Origin of the sequence: Streptosporangium sandarakinum (assembly GCF_050942225.1) — a bacterium.
In the GTDB taxonomy this organism is placed as follows: domain Bacteria; phylum Actinomycetota; class Actinomycetes; order Streptosporangiales; family Streptosporangiaceae; genus Streptosporangium; species Streptosporangium nondiastaticum.
Genome location: NZ_CP192034.1, coordinates 4,043,117 through 4,064,887, shown reverse-complemented (window position 1 = coordinate 4,064,887; position 21,771 = coordinate 4,043,117). Strand labels below are relative to the sequence as shown.

The 21,771-nt window shown below is 70.2% G+C and carries 24 protein-coding genes and 2 pseudogenes; 18 read left to right on the top strand and 8 right to left on the bottom strand.

What is annotated here, in order from left to right; all coding sequences use genetic code 11:
- Positions 1 to 44 precede the first annotated feature (44 nt).
- From ACQP10_RS18800 to ACQP10_RS18785, 4 genes are all read left to right on the top strand, one after another.
- Positions 45 to 314, top strand: coding sequence for a metal-sensitive transcriptional regulator (locus ACQP10_RS18800; protein WP_346021430.1), 270 nt, complete (start codon positions 45 to 47; stop codon positions 312 to 314).
- 267 nt (positions 315 to 581) lie between these two features.
- Positions 582 to 1,979, top strand: a complete 1,398-nt coding sequence (locus ACQP10_RS18795; protein ID WP_433541838.1) for an MBL fold metallo-hydrolase — start codon at positions 582 to 584, stop codon at positions 1,977 to 1,979.
- 132 nt (positions 1,980 to 2,111) lie between these two features.
- Positions 2,112 to 2,702 carry a rhodanese-like domain-containing protein gene (locus ACQP10_RS18790; RefSeq protein WP_346021432.1) on the top strand — a complete coding sequence of 197 codons (591 nt, stop codon included), beginning with the start codon at positions 2,112 to 2,114 and terminating at the stop codon, positions 2,700 to 2,702.
- Between the two features lie 82 nt (positions 2,703 to 2,784).
- Positions 2,785 to 3,546: an aminoglycoside adenylyltransferase family protein gene (locus ACQP10_RS18785; RefSeq protein WP_433541837.1), complete on the top strand. Its 762-nt coding sequence runs from the start codon at positions 2,785 to 2,787 to the stop codon at positions 3,544 to 3,546.
- A 148-nt stretch (positions 3,547 to 3,694) separates the two neighbouring features.
- Here the strand turns inward: ACQP10_RS18785 and ACQP10_RS18780 are convergent, their stop codons facing one another.
- Positions 3,695 to 4,570: a glycosyltransferase family 2 protein gene (locus ACQP10_RS18780; RefSeq protein ID WP_433541836.1), complete on the bottom strand. Its 876-nt coding sequence runs from the start codon at positions 4,568 to 4,570 to the stop codon at positions 3,695 to 3,697.
- Between the two features lie 314 nt (positions 4,571 to 4,884).
- Here ACQP10_RS18780 and ACQP10_RS18775 point away from each other — a divergent pair, with 314 nt between their 5' ends.
- The 3 genes and pseudogenes from ACQP10_RS18775 to ACQP10_RS18765 all read left to right on the top strand — a co-directional run.
- Positions 4,885 to 5,598, top strand: a complete 714-nt coding sequence (locus ACQP10_RS18775) for an ABC transporter ATP-binding protein (RefSeq protein ID WP_346021435.1) — start codon at positions 4,885 to 4,887, stop codon at positions 5,596 to 5,598.
- Positions 5,595 to 6,284 carry an ABC transporter permease gene (locus tag ACQP10_RS18770; RefSeq protein ID WP_346021436.1) on the top strand — a complete coding sequence of 230 codons (690 nt, stop codon included), beginning with the start codon at positions 5,595 to 5,597 and terminating at the stop codon, positions 6,282 to 6,284. The genes ACQP10_RS18775 and ACQP10_RS18770 overlap by 4 nt, the downstream gene beginning before the upstream one ends.
- 199 nt (positions 6,285 to 6,483) lie before the next feature.
- Positions 6,484 to 6,867 (top strand): annotated as a pseudogene (locus ACQP10_RS18765) (histidine kinase dimerization/phosphoacceptor domain-containing protein); the annotation flags it as partial.
- A gap of 54 nt (positions 6,868 to 6,921) precedes the next feature.
- Here ACQP10_RS18765 and ACQP10_RS18760 read toward each other — a convergent pair.
- Positions 6,922 to 7,878: an IS481 family transposase gene (locus ACQP10_RS18760; RefSeq protein WP_433539471.1), complete on the bottom strand. Its 957-nt coding sequence runs from the start codon at positions 7,876 to 7,878 to the stop codon at positions 6,922 to 6,924.
- A gap of 86 nt (positions 7,879 to 7,964) precedes the next feature.
- Here ACQP10_RS18760 and ACQP10_RS18755 point away from each other — a divergent pair, with 86 nt between their 5' ends.
- Both ACQP10_RS18755 and ACQP10_RS18750 read left to right on the top strand, forming a co-directional pair.
- Positions 7,965 to 8,432, top strand: coding sequence for a sensor histidine kinase (locus ACQP10_RS18755; protein WP_433541835.1), 468 nt, complete (start codon positions 7,965 to 7,967; stop codon positions 8,430 to 8,432).
- Entirely contained in the window at positions 8,432 to 9,028 is a 597-nt protein-coding gene (locus ACQP10_RS18750) for a response regulator (protein WP_390002153.1), read from the top strand. The genes ACQP10_RS18755 and ACQP10_RS18750 overlap by 1 nt, the downstream gene beginning before the upstream one ends.
- Here the strand turns inward: ACQP10_RS18750 and ACQP10_RS18745 are convergent.
- The 4 genes from ACQP10_RS18745 to ACQP10_RS18730 form a co-directional block, all read right to left on the bottom strand.
- The gene (locus tag ACQP10_RS18745; RefSeq protein WP_433541834.1) at positions 9,021 to 9,263 is read right to left on the bottom strand and encodes a hypothetical protein; all 243 of its coding nucleotides are present in this window, start codon (positions 9,261 to 9,263) and stop codon (positions 9,021 to 9,023) included. The genes ACQP10_RS18750 and ACQP10_RS18745 overlap by 8 nt on opposite strands.
- 48 nt (positions 9,264 to 9,311) lie before the next feature.
- Entirely contained in the window at positions 9,312 to 9,875 is a 564-nt protein-coding gene (locus tag ACQP10_RS18740; protein ID WP_433541833.1) for a TetR/AcrR family transcriptional regulator, read from the bottom strand.
- Between the two features lie 124 nt (positions 9,876 to 9,999).
- Entirely contained in the window at positions 10,000 to 11,391 is a 1,392-nt protein-coding gene (locus ACQP10_RS18735) for an amidase (RefSeq protein ID WP_346021441.1), read from the bottom strand.
- On the bottom strand, positions 11,378 to 11,587 hold the full coding sequence (locus ACQP10_RS18730) for a hypothetical protein (RefSeq protein ID WP_346021442.1): 210 nt from the start codon (positions 11,585 to 11,587) through the stop codon (positions 11,378 to 11,380). Before ACQP10_RS18730 ends, ACQP10_RS18735 begins: the two co-directional genes overlap by 14 nt.
- A gap of 132 nt (positions 11,588 to 11,719) precedes the next feature.
- On the opposite strand from ACQP10_RS18730, the gene ACQP10_RS18725 reads away from it, so the two are divergent.
- A complete protein-coding gene (locus tag ACQP10_RS18725) occupies positions 11,720 to 12,985 on the top strand; it encodes an MFS transporter (RefSeq protein WP_433541832.1) in 1,266 nt (421 codons plus the stop codon).
- A 24-nt stretch (positions 12,986 to 13,009) separates the two neighbouring features.
- On the top strand, positions 13,010 to 13,921 hold the full coding sequence (locus tag ACQP10_RS18720) for an MBL fold metallo-hydrolase (RefSeq protein ID WP_346021444.1): 912 nt from the start codon (positions 13,010 to 13,012) through the stop codon (positions 13,919 to 13,921).
- Between the two features lie 229 nt (positions 13,922 to 14,150).
- Here the strand turns inward: ACQP10_RS18720 and ACQP10_RS18715 are convergent, their stop codons facing one another.
- Positions 14,151 to 14,909, bottom strand: coding sequence for a hypothetical protein (locus ACQP10_RS18715; RefSeq protein ID WP_346021446.1), 759 nt, complete (start codon positions 14,907 to 14,909; stop codon positions 14,151 to 14,153).
- Positions 14,910 to 15,109: 200 nt separating this feature from the next.
- On the opposite strand from ACQP10_RS18715, the gene ACQP10_RS18710 reads away from it, so the two are divergent.
- The 3 genes and pseudogenes from ACQP10_RS18710 (at position 15,110) to ACQP10_RS18700 (ending at position 16,670) form a co-directional block, all read left to right on the top strand.
- Entirely contained in the window at positions 15,110 to 15,649 is a 540-nt protein-coding gene (locus tag ACQP10_RS18710; RefSeq protein ID WP_433541831.1) for an ArsR/SmtB family transcription factor, read from the top strand.
- A pseudogene (locus ACQP10_RS18705) lies at positions 15,646 to 16,050 on the top strand (MFS transporter); the annotation flags it as partial. The gene ACQP10_RS18710 and the pseudogene ACQP10_RS18705, both read left to right, overlap by 4 nt.
- Before the next feature lie 41 nt (positions 16,051 to 16,091).
- Positions 16,092 to 16,670: an MFS transporter gene (locus ACQP10_RS18700; RefSeq protein WP_433541830.1), complete on the top strand. Its 579-nt coding sequence runs from the start codon at positions 16,092 to 16,094 to the stop codon at positions 16,668 to 16,670.
- Positions 16,671 to 16,732: 62 nt separating this feature from the next.
- On the opposite strand, the gene ACQP10_RS18695 is transcribed toward ACQP10_RS18700, so the two are convergent.
- Positions 16,733 to 17,383 carry a TetR/AcrR family transcriptional regulator gene (locus tag ACQP10_RS18695; RefSeq protein WP_346021449.1) on the bottom strand — a complete coding sequence of 217 codons (651 nt, stop codon included), beginning with the start codon at positions 17,381 to 17,383 and terminating at the stop codon, positions 16,733 to 16,735.
- A 184-nt stretch (positions 17,384 to 17,567) separates the two neighbouring features.
- On the opposite strand from ACQP10_RS18695, the gene ACQP10_RS18690 reads away from it, so the two are divergent.
- The 4 genes from ACQP10_RS18690 to ACQP10_RS18675 are packed head-to-tail and all read left to right on the top strand — an operon-like array spanning position 17,568 to position 21,770.
- Positions 17,568 to 19,097, top strand: a complete 1,530-nt coding sequence (locus ACQP10_RS18690; RefSeq protein ID WP_433541829.1) for a class I adenylate-forming enzyme family protein — start codon at positions 17,568 to 17,570, stop codon at positions 19,095 to 19,097.
- Positions 19,098 to 19,106: 9 nt separating this feature from the next.
- A complete protein-coding gene (locus tag ACQP10_RS18685; RefSeq protein ID WP_433541828.1) occupies positions 19,107 to 20,267 on the top strand; it encodes a M24 family metallopeptidase in 1,161 nt (386 codons plus the stop codon).
- A 46-nt stretch (positions 20,268 to 20,313) separates the two neighbouring features.
- Positions 20,314 to 21,057: an ABC transporter ATP-binding protein gene (locus ACQP10_RS18680; protein ID WP_346021452.1), complete on the top strand. Its 744-nt coding sequence runs from the start codon at positions 20,314 to 20,316 to the stop codon at positions 21,055 to 21,057.
- The gene (locus ACQP10_RS18675) at positions 21,054 to 21,770 is read left to right on the top strand and encodes an ABC transporter ATP-binding protein (RefSeq protein WP_346021453.1); all 717 of its coding nucleotides are present in this window, start codon (positions 21,054 to 21,056) and stop codon (positions 21,768 to 21,770) included. The genes ACQP10_RS18680 and ACQP10_RS18675 overlap by 4 nt, the downstream gene beginning before the upstream one ends.
- The last annotated feature ends 1 nt before the right edge of the window (position 21,771 follow it).

The following is a 21,771-nucleotide window of genomic DNA, read 5'->3' as shown; positions in this document are numbered from 1 at the left end:
CGTTCCTCCCGCGGCCGGGCGTACCTCGGGCGAGAAGGTGAAGCATGGAGATGGACGCGGCGGTTCTGTCCGACGCCCTCAACCGGCTCAAGCGGGCCCACGGTCAGCTGGGCGGGGTGATCGCGATGATCGAGAACGCCGAGGACTGCGAGCGGGTGCTGACCCAGCTGGCGGCGGTGTCCAAGGCGCTGGACCGGGCCGGATTCAAGATCATTTCAACCGGCCTGCAGCAGTGCCAGCTGGCGCGGGAGAACGGCGAGAAGCCGCCGATCAGCCCTGAGCGGCTGGAGAAGCTGTTCCTGGCCCTGTCCTGAGACGCCCCAGGGCCTCGCGGGCCCGGCGGGAACGTCCGGCCCGGATGCCCGTTCGCCGGTCCCGGCGGGCGGGCATCCCTTCTGAACTGCGGATACCCCTGACCGATAGATACCCCCCTAGGTATATCCTGCTGATCGGTGGATACCCCACCCGGTATTTCCGACAAGGAGACGCACGATGACGGTCACCGGGACGGCCGCCCGCGAGCCGTACCGCGGCGGCCCGGCCCTGCTTCCGAACCCGACAACGCGAAGGCGGTAACGACGATGACCACGATCCACGTCGAGGTGGTGGAGACCTCCTCCCTGGGCGACCGCAGCTACCTGGCCCACGACGGCCGCGTCGCGCTGGTGGTCGACCCGCAGCGCGACATCGACCGGATCCTGGCCCTGGCCGGCCGGCTCGGCGTGCGCGTCACGCACGTGGCCGAGACCCACCTGCACAACGACTACGTCTCCGGCGGGCTGGCCCTGGCCCAGGTGACCGGCGCGACCTACCTGGTCGCCGGAGCCGACACCGTCGGTTTCGACCGGCTGCCGGTGGCCGACGGCGACGAGATCACCCTGTCCGAGGCCATGCGCGTCTCGGCGGTGGCCACCCCGGGACACACCTTCCACCACCTGTCGTACGTCCTGTCCGGCCCCGACGGCCCCGAAGGGGTGTTCACCGGCGGGTCGCTGCTGTTCGGCACCACCGGCCGCACCGACCTGCTCGGCGAGCAGCACGCCCACACCCTGGCCCACCACCAGCACGCCTCGGTGCGCCGCCTGGCCGACCTGCTGCCCGACGGCGCGCACGTCTGGCCCACCCACGGGTTCGGCAGCTTCTGCTCGGCCACCCAGTCCGACGCCCCGGACTCCACCATCGGCCGCGAGAGGCGGGCCAACCCGGCGCTGCGGCTGGAGGCCGACGACTTCGTCGCCCAGACCCTGGCCGGACTGGACGCCTACCCCGCCTACTACGCCCACATGGGCGCGCGCAACAGCGCCGGCGCCGGCCTGATCGACCTGACCCCGGCCGAGATCGCCGACGCCGGGCGGCTGCGGGAGCGGATCGCGGCCGGCGAGTGGGTGGTGGACCTCCGCTCGCGCAAGGCCTTCGCCCAGCGGCACCTGACCGGCACCCTGAGCTTCGGCCTGGACGGGCCGATGTCGACCTGGCTGGGCTGGATGGCCCCGTGGGGCGCGCCGATCACGTTGCTGGGCGAGTCCGCGGAGCAGGTCGCCGCGGCCCAGCGCGAGCTGGCCCGCATCGGCGTCGACCGGCCGGCCGCCGCCGCGACCGGCACCCCGGAGGAGTGGGCCGGCGGCGACGAGATCCGCCTCGGCACGCTGGCCGTCGCAACGTTCGCCGACCTGGCCGCCGCCCGCGCCGGGCAGGCGCCGCACGGGCTGCCCGCCCCGGACGCGGTGCTGGACGTGCGCCTGACGAACGAGTGGCGCGCCGGGCACATCGACGGCGCCGTGCACATCCCGCTGCCCGACCTGCCGGACCGGCTGGCCGACGTGCCGGACGGGACGGTGTGGGTGCACTGCGGCTCCGGCTACCGGGCCGCCGCGGCCACCAGCCTGCTACGGCGGGCCGGACGCCGGGCGGTGCACATCGACGACGCCTACGCCGACGCCGCCGGCGCGGGCCTGACCATCACCGCCCCCGAGAGCTGACCACCCGGAAACCGGCCCGGAACCGTCCGGGAACCGCCCGCTCGGGAGCCGACCATCCGGGAAACCGGCCGGCCGGGAGCCGACCGCCCGGGAAACCGGCCGGCCACCATCACGTCCGACAAGGAGAACCACATGACCACCGCCGCGAACCCGGAGACCCCCGCCCTGGACGTCGCGTCCCTGCGGCACCTGCTGGAGTCCGGCCGCGCGCCCCGGCTGATCGACGTGCGCACCCCCGGCGAGTTCGAGACCGCCCACATCCCCGGCTCCCGCAACGTGCCGCTGGACCTGCTGCGCGAGCACCGCGCCGAGCTGCGCGCCCACCTGGACGAGCAGACGGTGCTGGTCTGCCTGTCCGGCCGGCGCGCCGCCCAGGCCGGGCAGGACCTCGCGGCCGCGGGCCTGTCCGGCCTGCGCGTGCTCACCGGTGGCATCACCGCCTGGCAGGCCGCCGGAGCGCCGGTCGCGTCGGGCAAGCCCCGCTGGAGCCTGGAGCGCCAGGTCCGCCTGGTGGCCGGCTCGGTCGTGCTGGGCTCGATCCTGGCCAGTACGGCGGTCCCGCGGGCCAAGTGGCTCGCCGCGGCCATCGGCGGCGGGCTGACCTTCGCCGCCCTGTCCGACACCTGCGCGATGGGCATGATGCTGGCCAAGCTGCCCTACAACCGCGGCCCGCGCACCGACATCACCACCGTACTGGGCGCCCTGGCCGACGGGCGCGGGTGAACCGGCCTCGGCGGGCAGAGCGTCGTTGAGCAGGCATGGCCGACGGTCATGCCGGTGAGCGGGCGTGTCCGATACTGATGCGATGGATCAGCTCGAGCAGACCGTCGGCCTCGTCCGCGGCGTCGTGGGGCCGGAGCTCCTGGGGACGTATCTCCACGGCTCCGCCGTACTCGGGGGTCTCGCTCCGGCCAGCGACCTGGACGTCCTGGCCGTCACGCGGCGGAGTCTCGACGAGCGGGAGCGGCGGGCGCTTGTCGAGGGCTTGCTGGAGATCTCCGGCCTCACGCCCACCGTCCGGCCGGTCGAACTCACCGTCGTCGTCCAGTCCGAGGTCCGCCCCTGGCGGTTCCCGCCGATCGGGGACTTCCTCTACGGCGAGTGGCTGCGCGGCGAATTCCAGACGGGCGGGCCTCCCCGGCCCGGCCCGATGCCGGACCTGGCCCTGGTTCTCACGGTGGTCCTGGCCGGCGACCACCCCCTGAACGGTCCGTCTCCCGCCGAGCTCCTGGACCCGGTGCCGCACGCCGACCTCGTCCGGGCGAGCGTTGCGGGAATCCCCGAACTCCTGGCCGACCTGGACGACGACACCCGCAACGTCCTGCTGACCCTCGCCCGCGTCTGGACCACCCTCGCCACAGGCGAGATCAAAACCAAGGACGCCGCCGCGGACTGGGCCATGGCCCGCCTACCCCCGGAACACCGCCCCGTCCTGGAGCACGCCAGGGACCTGTACCTCACCTGCCACTATCAGGACGAGGTCTGGAGCGAGGAGATGAAGGCCCAGGTGCGCCCGCACGTGGACGACGTGCTCACCCGCATCGACCGCCTGCGCCAACAAGCGTGAGCCGCTTCCCGGGTGCTCACTCACTCCACCGGCATCGTTTCTGGAGTCACTCGCGGGGCGCCGGCAGCCATCGCGGAGATCCAACGAACCCGCGCGGGCCACGCCGGGCCGCAGGCCGGCAGAATCCGTGTGTTTTCCCGTTCCCGGATCAGATCAGAGGCGGGCGCCCCAGCCGGGTCATACGCCACACCGTGGCCCAGCTCATGGGCTTACGCTCGCCGCAGTCCGCTCGCAGCCCTTCCAGGAACCCGGCGGCCCACGTCTTCAGCCCGGAGGCGGAGTGGGTCCGCACGAGCGTGAGCACGATCCACACGCCCAGATAGACCGGGACCAGAGGACCAGGCAGCCGCCGCCGCGCGAGCCACACCCGGTTGCGGGCGGTCAACCGGTAGTACACCGCATGCCGGGCCGGTGACGTCCTGGGATGCTGGAGAACCAGGCCGGGCTCATAAAGGATCTTCCACCCCGCGTCGAGCGCCCGCCACGCCAGGTCCGTTTCCTCATGCCCGAAGAAGAACCGCCCGGGCCAGCCGCCGATCTCGTTGAGCATCGGCACCGACAGGGCATGCGCACCCCCGAGGAAGGCGGTCACCGGGCCGCCGCGCATCGGATCGCCGGCACGCAACCGCGGAACGTGCCGGCGTTGAGTCTGCCCCTGCTCATCGGCGATCCGGAAGGAGACGACCCCCAGGGCGGGGTCGGCGGCGTACAGCTGCCGGATCGTGCGGAACACGTCGTCGGCGATGAGCAGCCCGTCGTCGTCCAGCTCGACGATGACGTCGACCTCACCGGAGGCGCACAGCAGCTCCAGGCCGACGTTGCGGCCTCCCGGACAACCGAGGTTCTCCTCCAGCGGGATCTTGGTCACGTCCGCTGCCACCTCGGTCAGCGGGGTCGCGTTGCCGATCAGCACCACGCGCTCGGGCGCCACGTCCTGCCTGGCCACAGAAGCAAGAAGAGCGTCCAGTTCCCGAGGGCGGGTGCCCATGGTCACGATGACGACTCCGATGCGCGGCAACGTCACAGCAGCAGCTCCAGCGGCCGACGAACGGGTGAACGGATGATGAAGATGCTAGTGGCACACGGCGATTCATCCGGCGACGTCACACCCGCGCGCGTGATGCGCTCGCCGGGTCAGACAATCCCATGGCTGTCTCGCTCAAGGGCCGGAAAACGGCATCGGCCTCAGCTGGAGGCCGCGGAGCATTTTGCAGGTCGGGTCGACCAGCAGCACCTGCCCGGCGGCGTCGCGCACCGCGCGACCATCCTCCGAACGGGGGATGCCGGACGACGTGATGGATGATGCCGTACGGCTCGCCCCCGCACGAACCTTGAGGCATGGAAGCCATCGAGGTGACAGACCTGCGCAAGACGTACGGAGACACACGGGCCGTGGACGGGGTGACGTTCACGGTCAGGGCCGGTGAGACGTTCGGGATCGTCGGCCACAACGGTGCGGGCAAGACCACGACCGTTGAGTGTCTGCTCGGGCTCAGGCGACCCGACGCGGGCGCGGTGCGGGTGCTCGGCGAGGACCCCGCGCGCCGGCGGCGGGCCCTGGCCCGGCGCATCGGCGCGCAACTGCAGGAGAGCTCGCTGCCCGAGCGGATCAAGGTCGCCGAGGCGCTGCGCATGTTCGGCTCCTTCTATCGCGACGCGGCGGACTGGCGGCAGCTGATGGAGCGCTGGGGTCTCCAGCCTCTGGCCAGGAAGGCGTTCGGCGACCTGTCCGGCGGGCAGAAGCAGCGGCTGATGCTCGCGCTCGCCCTGGTCGGTGCCCCCGAGGTGGTCGTGCTGGACGAGCTGACCACGGGCCTGGACCCGATCGCGCGCCGCGAGACCTGGCGGTTGGTCAACGACCTGAAGATGACGGGCACCACCGTCGTGCTGGTCAGCCACTACTTCGACGAGACCGAAGCGCTCTGTGACAGGGTCGCCGTCCTCGCCCGCGGCCGTGTGCGGGCCATGGGCACGCCGGGCGACATCGTCGCTCAGACCGGGACCGCCTCGCTGGAAGAGGCCTACTTCGCGCTGGAGGGAGCGGACCGATGAAGGCGTTCACCGCTCTGACGGCCATCGAGCTCAGGCTGCTGCTCCGCGATCCCGCCTCACTGTTCTTCATGATGGCCTTCCCGCTCATGCTGCTGGTGCTCAAGCGCGGCGACGGCGACGCGGTCCCCGGGTATCTCGCGATGATCGTCGCCATTGGCGGGATGGGCGCGCTGCCGGGCATCGTGGCCTCCTACCGGGAGCGCAAGGTGCTCAAGCGGCTGGCCACCACGCCGATCTCACCCGTTCTGCTGCTCGGCGCCCAGCTGGTGGCGCAGGTCGCCGCGGGCCTGGTGGGCTCGGTGCTCCTGGTGGCCGCGGCGGTCGCGGTGTTCGGCGCGCAGGCGCCCGGTAACGTCCCCGTACTGGCCGCCGCCTTCCTGCTCTGCTCGGTCATGGTCTGCTCGCTCGGCTTCGTGATAGCCGCCGTCGTGCGCAACACCAGGGGCGCGAGCCTGATCGGCATGCTGGTCATGTTCCCGATGATCTTTCTGTCCGGCGCGGCCGTACCCAGGAAGGCCCTGCCCGACTCGCTGCGCCGGATCGGTGACTTCCTGCCCCTGACCCCCGGCGTGGACGCCCTTCACGTCGCCTGGTCCGGGACCGCCGCGGTCTTCCCCCTGCTGGTCCTCGCCGGGATAATCGTGGTGGCCACGGCCGTCGCCACCACGCTGTTCCGATGGGAGTGAGGGCGTGAACATCTGGGAGGCGCGCTGGTTGCGCGCCTTCCACGTGCTCTATTACGCCTGTCTGGCGCTCGGACTGGTCCTCTCGTTCGGCGAGGACGCGGCCCCCGACCCGCTGACTCTGGGAATCGTCGCGCTGCTGGCCGGCTGGCACGGCTTCTTCGTCGTACGGCGACCGCGGCTGCTCGGGCGGCTCAGCCCGATGGCGATACACCTGGCGGTCATCTGCGCGCTCTACATCGCGCTGGTGACGCGGAATCGATCCTTCGACGTGGTGATCTTCGGGCTGATGCCCCAGCCGTACCTGATGCTGGCCGCTCCCTGGTCCTATGTGGGGGCGGTGGCGACGGTCCTCAGCACGTTTGCAGCCAGGGGCTACCTGGACGAGCCCAACTCCGTCTGGCGGCTCATCGGCAGCTCGGGCCTGGTGGTGGCGATCGGGCTGTTCGTGGACTACGTGTCCAGGCAGAGCACGCAGAACAGGACGGTCGGCGCGCTGGAGGAGCGGGCGAGGCTGGCCAGGGAGATCCACGACACCCTCGCGCAGGGGCTGAGCGGGATCATCACCCAGCTGGAGGCGGCCGAGCAGGCGATGCCCGATCTGCCCGCCGCACAGAAGAGGATCGCACTGGCCAAGGAACTAGCTGTATTGACCCGCAGGGTTGTTGACGCGGGTGATTGGTGGCTGTCCGCCGAGTGCGGTGTGGCAGCGGTGGTGGTTGTAGGTGTGGATGAAGTCTGCCAGGGCCTGGGTCCGTTCGTCGTTGCTGGTGTAGGTGCGGATGTAGGCCCACTCGTCGAGCAGGGTGCGGTTGAAGCGTTCGACCTTGCCGTTGGTCTGTGGCCGGTAGATGCGGGTGAGCTTGCCTGTCGCGCCGATGTCGGCTAGTGCCTGCCGCCAGGCGAAGCTCTTGCGGTAGGGCCAGGCGTTGTCGGTCAGGACCCGTTCGACGCGGTCGATCCCGCAGGCGGCGAAGAAGGCGGCGGCCCTGCGCAGGAAGGCGGCGCAGGTGGCGGCCTTCTCGTCGCTGTGGATCTCGCTGTAGGCCAGCCGGGTGTGGTCGTCGACGGCGGAGTGGATGTAGTCGAACCCCACGCTGCTGCGGTTGGCCCGGCCGGCTTGGCGGCCGAGGACCTTGTGGCCGCCGCCGGCGGGGATGCGGCCGAGTTTCTTCACATCCACGTGGACCAGCTCGCCGGGCCGGGCCCGTTCGTAGCGGCGGATCACTTCTCCGGTGGGCCGGTCCAGGAACGCAAGACGGTTCAGCCGGTGCCGGGTCAGGATGCGGTGCACCGTGGATGAGGGCAGGCCCAGGATCGGGCCGATGCGTGCCGGGCCCAGCTTGCGGTCCTGTCGCAGCCGGCAGACACGCGCCTCGACGTCCGCCGCGGTCCGGTGCGGTGTTTTGTGAGGGCGGCTGGAACGGTCGGCCAGCCCGGCGTCTCCTTCCTGCTTCCACCGGCGCACCCACTTGTGTGCCGTGGTGCGGGAGATGCCCATCTCGGCGGCTACATGGGCGACGGGGCGGCCCGAACGGACACGCTCGATGAGCAGACGCCTGCCGTGAACGGTCAGCCGGGCGTTACGGTGGGACACGAAGACCTCCGTGTGGTGCGTTCCTAGACAGCTCCACCACACCGGAGGTCTTCGCCATGATCAAGCCCAATCAGCGTTAACAACGCTTGTGGTCAATACAACTAGCGCGCGACAACCTGCGGGAGGCGCGGCGCTCGGTCGACGCGCTGCGGCCTGGCCCGCTCGCCGACGCGCGGCTCGACGCGGCGCTCACCGAGGTGGCCGGTCGGTGGTCGCGGACGTCGGGGGTGACGGCGACCGTGGCGGTGGAGGGCACGCCCCGGCCGCTGTCCGGCGAGGTGGGAACAACGCTGGTGCGGGCGGCGCAGGAAGGGCTGTCGAACGCGGCGAAACACGCCCGGGCGGGCAGGGTGGCGATCACGCTGACCTATATGGACGACGAGGTGACGCTCGACGTGTTCGACGACGGGGTGGGCTTCGACCCGGCCGTACGGAGCGCGGGTTACGGGCTGGCGGCCATGCGTGAGCGGGCCGGCGGCGTGGGTGGCACACTGACGGTGGAGTCGGCACCGGGAGAAGGGACGGCGCTGTGCCTGCGCATCCCCTCAAATTGATGATCGTCGATGACCACCCGGTGGTCCGCGACGGACTGCGCGGCATGTTCGACCACGTGGCGGACATCGAGGTCGTGGCGGAGGCGTCCGACGGGTTCGAGGCGTTGGTCATGGCCAGGCGGGCGCGGCCGCACGTGGTGCTGATGGACCTGCGCATGCCCGGCCTCGACGGTGTCGGCGCGATCCAGCGGCTCCATGTGGACCACCCGGAGATCAAGGTGATCGTGCTGACGACGTACGACACGGACGCCGACGTGACGCGGGCCATGGCCGCCGGAGTGGCGGGCTACCTGCTGAAGGACGCACCGCGGGAGGACCTGCACCGGGCGGTCCGTACGGCCGCCGCCGGCGGCGCCGTCCTGGCCCCGTCGATCGCGTCCGCGCTCATCGGCAGGCCCCCGGTCCAGGAGCCGAGCCCGCGCGAACTGGAGGTGCTGCGCCTGGTGGCGCGGGGCTCGGCGAACAAGGAGATCGCCCGCGCCCTGCTCATCAGCGAGACGACGGTGAAGACGCATCTGAAACACGTCTTCGCCAAGCTCGGCGTCGACAGCAGGGCCGCGGCGGTCGTCGTGGCCATGGAGCGGGGGCTCATCTGATGCTCCGGCGACACTTCGGGGTCATGGTCGGCACCTGCCGGTGGGCGGCCAGGTGCTTGTACGGCGCCGACGGCGACGCCAGGCGGCGGGCGCGGGTGGCGGGTGCCGGCGGCTTGCCGTACCGGCCGGTCATCTCGCGCATGGCGTCGGCGTAGGCGGCGACCACGTCCATGGTCACCTTCAGCGGGTTCGCCGGGGCGTCGTCGGCGGTAGGGCTTGAACGCGTCTTCCTCACTACTTCATCGGCGCCCGGCCCACCTGCGGTTCCTGCGGCTCTTCTCGGTCACCGGCCGGTCGAGACGAGGGCTCGTGTCACGAGCCGGCGGGCGTAGTCGGCATCGAGTCCGTCCGGGCGGAAGAGGATGCGGTACATCAGGGGGGCGACGACGCGGTCGACGACCGTCTCGACGTCGGGTGTCTCCTCTCCGCGTGTCCTCGCGCGGGTGAGGACGACATCGATCTGTTCGGCGGCGTAGGCGGAGCACTGGCCGGCGTTGCCGCCGTCCTGGTCGCCGAGCAGGGCGTCGCGGATGTAGGTGCGGCCGGTGGGGGAGGACATCTCATCGAGGAACTGTTCGGCCCAGGCCGTCAGGTCGGCTCGCAGGGTGCCGTGGTCCTTGGGTGCGGTGTCGGGCCGCAGGCGCTCGACCGCTACGTCGGACAGCAGCTCCTGCAGGTCGCCCCATCGGCGGTAGATCGTCGACGGCGTCACACCTGCGCGCTGGGCGACCATCGGCACCGTCAGGGCGTCCCGCCCCACCTCGGAGGTGAGTTCGCGCACGGCGGTGTGCACCGCCGCCTGGACCCGGGCGCTGCGCCCGCCAGGACGCACCATCTGCCTGCTCATGACACCCACCTTAAAGCAAAATCATTGCGTCTAGTGATCCGTCCTCCCTCCTGCGATCAACTGGCCGCCATGCGACTCCTACTGTCGGCCCGGCCGGGGTGATTCGGCCGGGCCAGGCACTTGCTCACGCTGCGTGCGCGAGCTCGCGGGCGGGCTGGGTCTGCTCATGGGCATGACCGACCCGCAGGAGAGTGCGCTCACCGAGAGGCCGGCCGAGCAGCTGCATGCCGATCGGCAAGCCGGCCGTGTCGTGGCCGACCGGTACGGACAGGGACGGTATTCCGGTGATGTTGGCTGGGGACGACAGGCGCACGTAGGCGTCGGAGACGCTCTCGACGGTGCCGTCGGCCCAGCTGATCGTCTCCTGGCCGGCCTTGACGGCGGTCGCCGGGACGGTGGGGGCGGCGATCACGTCGACCCCCTTGAGCACCCGGGCCCACTCCCTCCGCATCAGCGTCTGGGAGCGCTGGGCGCGCAGGTAGTCCCCGGCGGTCATCAGCTCACCGGCCTCGAGGAGGACGCGGACGTCGGCCTGGTAGAGATCGGGGACCGTACGCAGGGTGCCCTCATGGTAGGCGGTGGCCTCGGGCACCATCAGTCCCCACTGGGTGGCCTGGATGTAGCGGGTCATGGGGATGTCGATCTCGACGAGCTGTGCGCCGAGGGCCTCCAGCCGCCCGATGGCGCGCCGGACGGCAGACTCCACCTCAGGGTCGACGTGGTCGAAGTAGTAGGTGCGCGGCACACCGACGCGCAGCCCCGTCAGGTGCGTGACCTCACCCGGCCGGTAGTCCACGGCGGGGGAGGCCAGCGAGGCCGGGTCGCGCGGGTCGTGTCCTGCCAGAGCGGTCAGGACCAGAGCCGCGTCTTCGACGGTGCGGGTGATCGGGCCGACGTGGTCCAGCGACCAGGACAGCGACGTGATGCCGTGACGGGGGACGAGGCCGTAGGTCGGCTTGAGGCCGACGACCCCGTTGAGCGCGGCAGGTACCCGGATCGATCCGCCGGTGTCGGTCCCTATTGAGAAGGTCGCCATGCCCGATGCGACGGCGACGGCTGACCCGCCGCTGGAACCGCCGGCGACCCTGCCGCGGTCCCAGGCGTTGTTGGTCTGCGGAGTGGTCAGGCCATAGGCGAACTCGTGCGTGTGCGTCTTGCCCAGCAGGACCGCACCGGCCTCCGCCAGGCGCGCGGCGACCGTGCTGTCGGCCTGCGCGCGGTGGTCGGCGCGGACCCGGGAGCCGGCCGATGTCGCCTCTCCCGCGACGTCGATCAGATCTTTGAGGCCCATGGGTATGCCGTGCAGCGGACCGCGATAGCGGCCGGCCGCGATGTCGTGTTCGGCCTCACGCGCGGCCCCGCGGGTGTGCTCGGCGGCGACGGTGACGTAGGCCTGAAGGTGCGGCTCCAACTGCGCGACGCGCTGAAGGACGGAGTCCGCCAGCTCGACGGGGGACAGCCGCCGGGCCCGGATCTCCTCGGCGGCCGCGGTCAGGGACAGTTCATACGGCTGCATCGGGCTTCTCCTGTTCCGTGCGGTGGGCAGGGGCGGGCGGGGTGTCCCCGAAGTCCAGCTCTCGCAGGACCGCGACGACGGAGTGGATGTGGTTGGCGGTGGCTGCGACCGCGGCGTGGCGGTCGGCCGGCAGCGGGAGCCCGGCGCGGGCGGCCCAGCGGGCCGCTTCGGGCGGCGTGAGTTCGACGGCTGGCATGAACGGTCTCTCCTGATCGGGGCTGGAGCGTTGGAGCGACCCCACTCCAAAAGCGAATGGTTTGCTTTAGTCGACAGTACGACCTACGGTTTCTTAAGGCAAACCGATTGCTTTTAGCGTCCGAGGAGTCCTATGTCGTCGACCGTCGCACCGCGGGCCCCCGCACCGTCCCCACGGCATGTCGTCCCCAACGGCACGAACCATCGCGCGGCGTCATTCGGCCTGAACGCCTCGGTCCTCGCCGCCCTCCTCGCGGCATCCGGTGCGCCCACCCCGCTCTACCCCCGCTACCAGGACGCCTGGGGCCTGCCCGCGCTCACCATCACCGTGGTGTTCGGCGCCTACGCCCTGGCCCTGCTGCTGGCTCTGCTCACCACCGGAGCGCTCTCCGACCACCTGGGACGACGCCCCGTCGTGGTAGGCGCCCTGCTGGTGGAGGCCGCCTCCATGGTGTTGCTGGCCACGGCGGACGGCGCCGGTGCACTGATCACCGCCCGCATCCTGCAGGGAGCGGCCACCGGCGCGGCCACCAGCGCCGCGGGCGCGGCACTCCTCGACCTGGCCGACCCCCGGCGTCCCGGCCGGTCCGCCCTGACCAACAGCATCGCTCCGGTGGCGGGCATGGCCGCCGGCGTCCTGGCCTCCACACTTCTCATCCGTTTCGCACCCGCCCCCACGGTCACCGTGTACGTCGTACTGGCGGTCCTCTTCGCGGCCCAGGCGCTCGCGGTCATGTTCACCACGGAGACGGCCCGCCCTCACCCCGGCGCCCTGCGCTCCCTTCGCCCCCGACTCGCCGTGCCCCCGTCGGCACGTCGCGCCCTGCTGGCGGCCGGCGCCGGTGTCGTCGCCATCTGGGCCCTCGGCGGCTTCTACTCCTCCCTCGGGCCGGCGCTCGTGCACCTGGTGGCTCCCGATGCCCCGCAGGCGGTCGGCGGCATGGTCTTCTTCACGCTCACCGCCGCGGCCACCCTGACCGTGTGGACACTGCGTCGCACGGCGCCGCACCGCATCACCGCCGGCGGTAGCCTCGCCGTCATCCCCGCCGCGGCCCTGACGGTGAGCGGTCTGCACGGCACCGGCCTGCCCGCCGTCTACGCCGGCGCGGCCCTGGCCGGGGTCGCCTTCGGCGCCGTCTCCCAAGGGGCACTGCGCATGACACTCGCCTCACTCTACGAGCAGGACCGTGCCGCAACCCTGGCCGCCTACCACGTCCTCAGCTACCTCTCCATGAGCCTGCCCGCCATCGTCGCGGGTGCCGCCACCCAGCACTACGGGCTGCGCACCGCCGCCCACGCCTACGCCATCGCCTGCGCCCTGCTCGCCGTCACGGCCCTGGCCGTACTCACCGTGTCGAGAGGCAGGACGGTCCACCACGCACACGACCACCTTCCGTAACGAGATCCAGAGGACAGACTGAACATGAGCACCGCACCGGCCACCGAACCGACCGCCACCTCCTGGACCGTGGGCGACGTCACCGTCCACCGCATCGACGAGACCCTTCTGCCGCCCGCCACCGGACCGTGGCTGCTGCCCGGCGCCACCCCCGCCCTCGTCACCGCTCAGGACTGGCTTCGCCCCGACTTCGCCGATGACGAGGGCATCCTCCGCCTTGACAGCCACAGCTTCGCGCTCACCCTCGGTGGCCTGCGCATCCTGGTCGACACCGGCATCGGAAACGGCAAGGAACGCGCCAACCCCGCCTGGCACGACCTCGATACCGACTACCTTCGGGGCCTCACCGCCGCCGGATTCCCCCCGGACTCGGTCGATCTGGTGATCCTCACCCACCTGCACGCCGACCACGTCGGCTGGAACACGCAGAAGGTGGACGGTGACTGGGTGCCCACCTTCCCCAACGCCCGTTACCTGACCTCCCGCACCGAGCGGGAGTTCTGGGCCGGGTACGACATGGAAGAGGCACGCCGGCAGATGTTCCGCGACTCCGTGATCCCGGTGGAGCACGCGGGGCTGCTCGACCTCGTCGACGTCCCCGCCGAGGGCGTCGACGTCGCCCCGGGCCTGCGCCTTCTTCCCACGCCCGGCCACACGCCCGGCCATGTCGCCGTCGAGCTGACCAGCCACGGCCGGACGGCTCTGATCACCGGCGACTGCATCCACCACCCCGTCCAGCTCGCCCACCCCGCCATCGGCGCCTGCGTCGACATCGACCCGCAGCGGTCCGAGACCACGCGCCGCACGCTGCTCGACTCACTCGCCGACACGGACACCCTCGTTCTGGGCACCCACTTCGCACCGCCCACAGCCGGCCGCGTCATCGCCGATCAGGGCGCCTACCGGCTCTCACCTGTCCCCGCCCACTCGCACTGACACGCTCCGCGACCGTACGGCGAGCGCACTCCGCCGTGAGCCGTGAGCCGTGAACCGTGATCCGCGCCCTCGTCGGCCTCCACGTCGGCGACGCCGGTGTCCACGGCCGGCCAGGCGGCAAGGCCACATGGGGCCCACCCGCCCACGCGGCGCTGCGACGCCTCATCGCAACGGCCCATCGCTGATCGATATTGTGCGGCTGAGCCTTCCGCGGGCGACCGGTCACCCGTCAGCTGGTGAAACGCCCCTCACGGGTGTACTTGCAAGCCCCGCTGAGACAGTCGGGGCTGGACCCCCAGTTGTCGCCATAGGTGACCTTGCGGTGGCGCTTGACACTGCCCTTGACCTCTTCCGCCTGAAGCCCGGGGCCGACCTTCTCATCCGCGTGCTTCCACCAGCTGGTGCCGTTCCAGTAGTACACCCGGTGTTGGGCCCACAGGTGACTCGGCGAGCCCTCCGGCAGGCAGTTGAAGACGAAGCTCTCCGCGCGACGCTCCTTGAAACCGCCGAAGTCGTGGGTGGTGTACGACTTGGGAGCCATACCGGCCTTGGCGTTGTCGTGCCAGAGGTGCCAGCTCCAGTACTCGGCGGTGCACGAGGCGGAGAGCACGGCGCCGGCCGGAGCGGTCAGGCCGCGTACGGTGACCGGCTCGCTGGTGATCCGCCGCCGCTGTAACTCGGCGGGGAGGTCGGGGCCGTGGTCGTCGACGAGACGCTGGGGCACCGGCACGTCGGGCGGGGTGATCTCCAGGTAGGTCTGTAGGTAGCTGTTGCTCCGATCCCAGGCGATGAGCGGCGCGCGGCCGATGATCCCGAGCTGGGACATCCCCACTTCGTTGGAGGGCTGGCTGTCGGAGAAGTCCACGGTGAGACCGCTCGTGTATTCGATGTGCGCCAGGGGGATCTCCCGGTCGCTCTCCTCGGGTTCGGCCGCGGCCGGGGAGGAGACGAGCACCATTGTGGCGGCGATTGCTGCGATTGACCTCATGTCGCTCCTTGCGGTTGAAGTTTCCCGCGCAGAACGTTAGGAATCACCACTTTCAGTGGCCTTGAACATGAGCTGAACGCATACTTTCAGCGCGCTGGCACCGGATCGGATCGCCTGTCGGGTCTGTCACTACTGACGCCTTCTGTGCCTGGCGGGGAGACCTCTTGCGCAATGGTCAAGAGTCATTGACCATTGACCGCGTGCCTACCGATGATCTCCCCGAGACGTTCCACGTCACCACCGACGAGCAGCTACGCGCCGTCTCCAATCTCACGCGTCACCGGATCATGGCCGAGCTCCGCTTCGAGCCGGCGACGATCACGCAGATCGCCCAGCGGGTGGGCCTTGCGAAGGGGAGTTCCAGCTATCACGTGCGGCTGCTGGAGCGGGCCGGCCTGGTGAAGGTGGTGCGGACGCGGAAAGTGAGAGGGGTCACCGAGCGGTACTACGCGATGGCCGCGCAGTCGATCGAGCTGCCGGATCCAGGGCCGGGGCAGCCGGACGTGCTGCTGCGGAATGCGGTGGCGGACCTGGAGGGGTCACCGGTGGATGGCGAGCGGCACGTACGGATGGCACATCTGCGACTCACCGAGGAGCAGTTCACGGAGCTGGGGGCACGCCTGCAGGCACTGGCGGACGAGTACCGGACGCTGTCCGATCCATCGCTTCCAGACGTGTCGCTGGTCTTCGCGCTGTTCCGGCCGGCTCCGCGCCGGCAGGTCGAGGAGGACGCCAAGTGACCCCGAATCCGACGAATGACGCGGCGAAGTCACCCACCGGGTTCGGGCGGCTGTGGACCGCGCAGACGGTGTCCTCGCTCGGTGACGGGGTGACGCATGCCGCGCTGCCGCTGCTGGCATTGACGTTGACCCGGGATCCGATGGCGCTGGCCGTCGTCACGGCCGCCGGGACACTGCCCTGGCTGCTGTTCGGAGTGCTCGGCGGTGCGCTGGTGGACCGCTGGGACCGCCGCCGCACGATGTGGGTAACGGACGCCGCGCGTGCGGCGCTGCTCGCCGTACCCGCCGCGGCGGCGGCGCTCGACGTGCTGAGCATCCCGTTGCTGACGGCCGTCGCGTTCCTGCTCGCCCTCGGCGGGCTGTTCTTCGACACGGCCGCCACGGCGTATCTGCCGGATCTGCTCGGCCGCGACCCCGCGCTCCTAACGTCGCCTTCCTCGCCGTGGAGACCATCCTGGCCCTGTTCGCCCGCGAACGCCTCGGCGTCGGCGCCTTCGGCTTCGGTCTGCTCCTCACCGCCGAGGCCGCCGGCGGCCTGCTCGGCGCGGGCATCGCCTCCTTCCTCGGCCGGCGCCTGGGCACCGGCACCGCGCTGACCTGCACCGCCACAGTCGAGGGCCTCGCCATCCTGGGGCTCGCCTCCGCCCCGAACCCGTACGTGGCCGGGCTCGCGCTCGCCGTCTGCGGAGCGGGCATGGGCGCCACGATGGTGCTCGGCCCCTCCCTCCGGCAGGCCATCGTCCCGGCCCACCTGATGGGCCGCGTCGCCTCCACCTCCCGCATGCTCGCCATGTGCGCCGCCCCCTTCGGCGCCTTCCTCGGCGGCTGGCTGGCCACCACCTACGACCTGCGCACCCCGCTCTACGCCGCCGCCGGCCTCCTGCTCACCATGACCGCCGTCACCGCGACCATGACCGGCAACCGCCGCGTCGAGGCCGCACTGCGCAGCGCGCGCCCGCAAGCCGAACCGGCCGGCCAGGACCCCGCCGAAGAGATCGCCGTGCAGACCGCATCCGGGTGACGGTCATCGCCCGCGGTTCCCCCGCACGCCCGGATTCGCCTGGGCAGGAGGAGGGCGCCGGATCAGTCCTGCGACGCGGAGGTCTCGTTGATCGCCTTGATCACGAGGCATTCCAGGACCGTTGTGGTGATCTCGGTCGCATGCTCCATGTCGTATTCGCAGTCGCCGGTGAGAATCTGCGTCGAGAAGGCGCTCATGTGAATGCAGTACGCCGCGAACAGCCATTCCGGCGGTTCGCCGTGCCCTCCGTAGATGCGCCAGCTGTTCATGAGGAATGTCCGGATGATTTCGCCGCGGGCCTGCGGGTTGAACACGCCCTGCAACCCCTCGGCGTCGTCCGCCCCGGCCGCCAGATCCCACCACAGCCGTCCTATGTGAGAGTTGAGATTGTGGCTGGCGCGCACTGCCCGGTACAGCCAGTCCCGCGGTGACTCTCCGGCCTCGGGCGCGGGGATTCGCCGGGCGTACTCGGCGATGCCATCCGCGAACGACTGCCTGATGAGCTCGGTGCGCGTCCCGAAATAGCGGAACAACGTGCGGCGGCTGACCCCCGCGGCCTCGGCGACGTCCTCCATCCGCAGCTTGATGCCGCGTGAGGCGCCGACGGAGCGCGCGGTGCGCAAGATGTGCCTGCGCGCCGCGTTCTTCTGCTCCTCGGCCAGCGTGGCTTGCGGGTCGTCGTGCGGCGCCTGCTCATTGGGCGTCGTGGCCACTCGATCGTCCTCCTAGCTCTGGGACTCGAACGCTTCAGGCGTTTCCCGGAGAAGCCCCTTGACGCGGTCAGGATACTCGTGGCACCGTACAGTGCCAACATGGCACTCGCAAGTGCCAAGCGCGACATACGAGGCTATTCCTGCATGTCATGGCACGCGCCGACTTTGGGAGGAGAGGGAATCCGTGTTCACCATTGGTGAGTCGTTGAAGTTGTGGGCGGTGAAAGGCCCGGACGCCCTGTGCCTCGCCGACGAAACGAGACGGCTGACATACGCCCAGGTGAACGCGCGGAGCAACCGGACCGCGGCCGCGCTTCTCGAACTGGGTGTGCGCCCCGGGGACGCGATCGCCGTCTGCGCCAGAAACTCCATCGAATATCTGGAACTACTCCACGCCGCGTCGAAGTTGAACGTCCGTTTCGTGACCCTCAACTTCTGGCTGCGCGGTGCTGAACTGCGGCGGCTCGTGGCCCACTCGGACGCCGGATGGTTGTTCGTGGACGACGACACCCTGCCGATCGTCGCGGACGACCTGGATGCCGGTCGGCTGGGCGACGCGCGCGTCCTGGCCCTGCGGGACGTCGCCGGATCAGGTCTGCCGAGCCTCGTCGCGCTCTCCGCGGCGATGGAACCCGCCGAGCCGTACGTACGGCCGGATCCCGACGCCCCCTTCTGGATGATGTACACCTCCGGGACGACGGGCAACGCGAAGGGTGTCGTGCGCTCCCAGCACCGCACGTCGGTGTGCACGCTGTACGGAGTGGTGGAGTTCGGGTTCCGGCGCGAGGACAGGTTCCTGGCGCTCGCGCCCTTCTTCCATGGTGTGACGTTCTATGCGCTGATGTGCCTGATGGCCGGAGGCTCGGTCTTCGTCCGCCCATCGTTCGACGCCGCCGCCGTCCTGAGCGCCTTCCAGGAGGACGACCTCACCTGCTCGTTCATGGTGCCGACGATGCTCGGCATGCTCAACGAGCGGGCCGAGGTCACCGGCGCGGCGCCGCGGGGCGTACGGATGCTGTTCACCGGCGGGGCCTCGATGAGCACCCGGCTCAAGGAGCGGACCCTGGCCAACTTCGGGCCGGTGCTGTACGAGTTCTACGGATCGACCGAGAGCGGGTACATCACCGGGCTCCACCCCCGTGACCAGCGACGCAAGGACCGCTGCTGCGGCCAGCCCGCCTTCGGCTCCCAGGTGGAGATCCGTGACGAGCAGGGTCGCGTGCTGCCCCCGGGCGAGGTCGGCGAGGTGTTCAGCAAGTGCGCGGGACGCTTCGACGAGTACTACAAGGACCCGGAGCGCACCGCGCAGGCCCTGCAGGGGGAGTGGTTCACCGCCGGCGACCTCGGCGTGGTCGACGAGGAAGGGTTCGTCTACATCGTCGACCGCAAGACCGACATGATCATCAGCGGCGGGGAGAACATCTACCCGCGCGAGATCGAGGACTGCCTGGCCGGCCATCCGGAGGTCAGGGACTGTGCGGTCATCGGTGTGCCAGACGAACTGTGGGGCGAGTCCGTCCAGGCCTGGATCGTTCCCGCGGACGCCGAACGGCGCCCCTCCGCCGAGGAGCTGAGGGCGTACTGCGCCGCTCGGATCGCCGGGTTCAAGTGCCCGAGAACTTTCGTTTTCGTTGACGACCTGCCACGGAACGCCTCCGGAAAGATTCTGAAAACGGATCTCCGGCGGATTTCGGCGGCGCAGAACAAAGACTGAGGAGTCCGAATGCATGTCCAGATCGATTACGCCAAGCGCCTGGCCGATATCCAGGAGGCCCTGACCCGCGACGGCATCGACGCCCTGGTCGCCACCCGCCTGAAGATGATCACCCACCTTGTCGGGCTCTTCGTCCCGTGGCGCAGCGCGCTGGTGATCCCCGCGAAGGGTGAACCGCAGTTGCTGACGGTCAACATGGACGCGGTGCGCATCCGGGAAGAGGGGTTCATGCCCAACGTGCGGCCCTACGGCCGCAAGTCGATGATGGAATGCGCGGCCGAGCGGCTGCGCGAGCTGGGACTCGACGCGGGAACCGTGGCCTTCGAGGGCGGGTACTCCTGGTACCTGCCCGAGGGGAACATCACCTGGGAGGAGCACCAGATCCTGCGGGATCTGTGTCCGAAGGCCGAGCTGGTCAACCACACGGTGGAGATCGACAGGTGGTTCCTGCTGAAGGACCCCGCCCAGATCGAGCTGATGAGGCAGGCGTGCGCGATGTGCGACGCCGCCCAGGACGTGCTGATGAAGGAGGTGCGGCCCGGCCTGACCGAGATCGACATCGCCGGCATCGCCGAGAAGGCCCTCCGCGACGCGGGAAGCGAGTTCGCCTGGACGTTCACCGGCGGCCAGGAGATCGGCTCCGGCCACCGGAGCTGGACGGGGGCGTGCACGCCTCCCACCCGTAAGATCACGCAGCGCGACGAGTTCCTGGTCCTCGACGTGCACGGCATGTACGGGCTGATGCTCGGCGACGTGTCGCACAACGCCGTCCTCGGCAAGGTCACGCCGGAGAAGCGGCAGCTCATCGACGCGTACGTGCAGAGCTGCGAGTTCCTGCTGGCCGGTCTGAAGCCGGGCCGCACCATCGGCGAGGTGGCCAGAGAGACGCGGGAGTTCGCGGTCTCCAACGGCTGGAAGGACATCATCCGCGGTTTCGGACACGGCATCGGCCATTTCGGCAACGAGTGGTTCCCCTCGTTCACGGACGTGCGCATGCCGTACGTGAGCGACCCGGACATCGTGCTGGAGGAGGGGTTCATGGAGGTCATGGCCCTCACCTGCAACCTCCCCGGCGTGGGCGGAATGCGCTTCGAACGGCCCGTGGTGATCACGAAGGACGGTGCGGAGTGTCTGTCGAAGACGCCGATCGAGCCGTGGTCGCTCTCGTAGGCCATGTTGTGACGCCTGGTCGGTACGCGGAAAGGTTTGCGGGCACATGCCGCTACTGGAGATCGACGATCTGAGGATCGTCCTCGGCGGGGTCAAAGCCCTGGACGGGGTGAGTTTCACGGTCGAGCAGGGAGCCATCACCGGGCTGATCGGCTCCAACGGCTCCGGCAAGACGACGCTGTTCAACTGCATCAGCCGGATCTACCAGCCAAAATCAGGGCGCATCCGCTTTCTCGGCGAGGACCTGCTCAAGGTTCCGGTCCACAGGATCAGCCGTCTGGGGATCGCGCGCACTTTTCAGAACGTCGGACTGTTCCCCGACCAGACCGTCCTGGAGAACGTCGTCAGCGGCGCCCTGGTGCTCCTCGACCGCGCCGGTGGCGGGCCGCGCCTGCGCCGGCGCGAGCTGAAGGACTACTGCATGAGCCTGCTCGACGAGATCGACCTGGCCGACATCGCCCATGAGCGCGTGCCCGGCCTCCCTTATGGGACGCAGAAGCGCATCGAGATCGCGCGGGCACTCGCCGCCCGCCCCCGGCTGCTGATGATGGACGAGCCGGCCGGAGGGCTCAGCCACTCGGAGGTGGAGGAACTGGGCGAGCTGATCACCCGGATCCGGGCCCGGTACGACCTGACGATCCTGATCGTCGAGCATCACATGCGGCTCGTCATGGGACTGGCCCAGCACGTCGTGACGCTCAACTCCGGAGTCAAGATCGCCGACGGCACCCCCGCCGAGGTCCGCGATGACCCTCAGGTGATCGCCGCATACCTGGGAGGCGGGCTATGACCTTCTTGTCGGTGGACGCCGTCAACGCCAAGTACGACAAGGTCCACGTTCTGCACGACCTGTCGATCAGTGTGCGACGGAGCGAGACCGTGGTCATCCTGGGCGCCAACGGCGCGGGGAAGACGACCCTGCTGCGCAGCCTGACCGGAATGGTGCCCAAGGTCACAGGCTCGATCGTCCTGGACGGGAACGAGCTCACCGGGCGCAGGACGGAGGACATCGTGCGCATGGGCGTGGCGCACGTGCCGCAGGGACGCGGGACCTTCGCCCAGTGCACCGTGGAGGAGAACCTCCGGCTGGGCGCCTATTCGGTGAAGCAGTCCAAGGCCGAACTGCGGGCCGGCATGGAACGCGTCTATGAGCTGTTCCCCCGGCTGGGCGAGCGGCGCGGCCAGCAGGCGGGCGGCATGTCCGGCGGCGAGCTGCAGATGCTGGCGATCGGCCGCGCGCTCATGCTGCGCCCCCGTCTCCTGCTGCTGGACGAACCCTCCCTGGGGCTCGCGCCCATCGTCATCGCCGAGCTGTTCGAGATCCTCGGAACGCTGCGCGGCGAGGAGACGACGATGCTCATCGTCGAGCAGAACGCCGACCAGGCGCTCCGCCTCGCCGACAAGGTCTACCTGCTGGAGACCGGGCGGGTCGTCTTCGAGGGCGACCCGGAGACGGTGCGGTCCGACGAATCCATCCGGCGCGTGTACCTAGGGGCGGAATGAC

What these genes read in the sequence shown, in the direction of transcription:
- ACQP10_RS18735 (WP_346021441.1), bottom strand. Translation starts at nt 11,391, where the DNA reads ATGCAGCCGTATGAACTGTCCCTGACCGCGGCCGCCGAGGAGATCCGG.
- ACQP10_RS18800 (WP_346021430.1), top strand. Translation starts at nt 45, where the DNA reads ATGGAGATGGACGCGGCGGTTCTGTCCGACGCCCTCAACCGGCTCAAG.
- ACQP10_RS18790 (WP_346021432.1), top strand. Translation starts at nt 2,112, where the DNA reads ATGACCACCGCCGCGAACCCGGAGACCCCCGCCCTGGACGTCGCGTCC.
- ACQP10_RS18730 (WP_346021442.1), bottom strand. Translation starts at nt 11,587, where the DNA reads ATGCCAGCCGTCGAACTCACGCCGCCCGAAGCGGCCCGCTGGGCCGCC.
- ACQP10_RS18680 (WP_346021452.1), top strand. Translation starts at nt 20,314, where the DNA reads ATGCCGCTACTGGAGATCGACGATCTGAGGATCGTCCTCGGCGGGGTC.
- ACQP10_RS18785 (WP_433541837.1), top strand. Translation starts at nt 2,785, where the DNA reads ATGGATCAGCTCGAGCAGACCGTCGGCCTCGTCCGCGGCGTCGTGGGG.
- ACQP10_RS18685 (WP_433541828.1), top strand. Translation starts at nt 19,107, where the DNA reads ATGCATGTCCAGATCGATTACGCCAAGCGCCTGGCCGATATCCAGGAG.
- ACQP10_RS18720 (WP_346021444.1), top strand. Translation starts at nt 13,010, where the DNA reads ATGAGCACCGCACCGGCCACCGAACCGACCGCCACCTCCTGGACCGTG.
- ACQP10_RS18715 (WP_346021446.1), bottom strand. Translation starts at nt 14,909, where the DNA reads ATGAGGTCAATCGCAGCAATCGCCGCCACAATGGTGCTCGTCTCCTCC.
- ACQP10_RS18725 (WP_433541832.1), top strand. Translation starts at nt 11,720, where the DNA reads ATGTCGTCGACCGTCGCACCGCGGGCCCCCGCACCGTCCCCACGGCAT.
- ACQP10_RS18770 (WP_346021436.1), top strand. Translation starts at nt 5,595, where the DNA reads ATGAAGGCGTTCACCGCTCTGACGGCCATCGAGCTCAGGCTGCTGCTC.
- ACQP10_RS18750 (WP_390002153.1), top strand. Translation starts at nt 8,432, where the DNA reads ATGATCGTCGATGACCACCCGGTGGTCCGCGACGGACTGCGCGGCATG.
- ACQP10_RS18675 (WP_346021453.1), top strand. Translation starts at nt 21,054, where the DNA reads ATGACCTTCTTGTCGGTGGACGCCGTCAACGCCAAGTACGACAAGGTC.
- ACQP10_RS18740 (WP_433541833.1), bottom strand. Translation starts at nt 9,875, where the DNA reads ATGAGCAGGCAGATGGTGCGTCCTGGCGGGCGCAGCGCCCGGGTCCAG.
- ACQP10_RS18775 (WP_346021435.1), top strand. Translation starts at nt 4,885, where the DNA reads ATGGAAGCCATCGAGGTGACAGACCTGCGCAAGACGTACGGAGACACA.
- ACQP10_RS18795 (WP_433541838.1), top strand. Translation starts at nt 582, where the DNA reads ATGACCACGATCCACGTCGAGGTGGTGGAGACCTCCTCCCTGGGCGAC.